The organism is Marinobacter lipolyticus SM19, assembly GCF_000397065.2.
Classification (GTDB): Bacteria; Pseudomonadota; Gammaproteobacteria; order Pseudomonadales; family Oleiphilaceae; genus Marinobacter; species Marinobacter lipolyticus.
The window spans coordinates 1-1,050 of sequence record NZ_KE007318.1; the positions used below are offsets into that span (position 1 = coordinate 1).

At 49.7% G+C, this 1,050-nt stretch carries 1 protein-coding gene; it reads right to left on the reverse strand.

Features of this window, described 5'->3' with window-relative positions; translation table 11 throughout:
* Positions 1 to 126: 126 nt before the first annotated feature.
* On the reverse strand, positions 127 to 987 hold the full coding sequence (locus MARLIPOL_RS09510) for a trypsin-like serine peptidase (RefSeq protein WP_012140575.1): 861 nt from the start codon (positions 985 to 987) through the stop codon (positions 127 to 129).
* Positions 988 to 1,050 lie beyond the last annotated feature (63 nt).

Genomic DNA, 1,050 nt, shown 5'->3' on the forward strand with positions numbered 1-1,050 from the left:
CGTTAAATCTAATTTTGTCATCCCATGCCATACCTTCTAACGCTTTTGTTCAGCGGCGACCTTTTTGCAGCAAAGCGGAGAAAAGGGCGTCCGGTGGAGGGCCGCGAGGCCCGGAACGAACTGGAACTATTGGTTAGACGGTCTGTTTGCAGATCCTGCTTGCATAACCTCTTCGGCTGCTTCAAGTAAAGGCCCTATGGCTGAAACGTGCCATACTCTACCCAAATCTGATTGCGGATTTACCCTCCCTGAGTAGATACCCAAAAACTCCCAAGCGACATCACCCGACAAGCTCGCAGACACGCGTCCGTCTCTGATTTTTCTATATCCAGACGTCCGAAAAGCTATAACCGGTGACCCTGATTGCCCTTGCCTGGTTCTGCAGTCAACCAAAAACACTGGATTTTCCTTCGAAACCAAACTCAACTCCTGTGCAAGAAAACCTGTTGCCCAAACAGGCAGCTTTCCGCTGGTTGAAAGCCCAAACGGGAATCCTATTACACTGACCGGCTCCGCGGGACTGACGATCATACCTTTTCTGTCTAAGTCAGTTTCCAGATAGTAGGGCATCTTCAAGACGTCGCTGCCCCATTTGAGATTCAAAGCCACTATATCGGCGTCAGCCCCAAGAGAGGGGTGTTCAATCCAAAAAGGGCTTCCATCGTCTCTATAAAGCGGAAGCCTGACTTCTTTCCACGCACCAATATCCGAGCCAGGTTTGTGGAAATGAATGACCATATGATCGGGTACGCCTAATGTTTCACTAAGGCAGTCGCCGGTTTCTTGATTTCGACCAGTGACATTATGCCTATTTGTTACAAGTGCGCAGTGTGAGCTCCTATCTTTGGCGACCAGAACGGCAGTACCGGTACTCAATTTCTGATCGCCGAAGTACATCTCTATGAACAATGATTTCAGTGACGGTAGCTCCACGCTTAGTGGATATATACTCTCACCTGAGTCTTCATTTTTTACGTCTTCTTGCATAGGCTCCTATACACCCGTCTAACGCTGAGGTAACCGGCGCCGGAGCGCCAGCGGAGGGAACCC

Bases quoted from the DNA above. Each gene is read 5' to 3' on its own strand.
- MARLIPOL_RS09510 (WP_012140575.1), bottom strand. From the start codon at position 987: ATGCAAGAAGACGTAAAAAATGAAGACTCAGGTGAGAGTATATATCCA.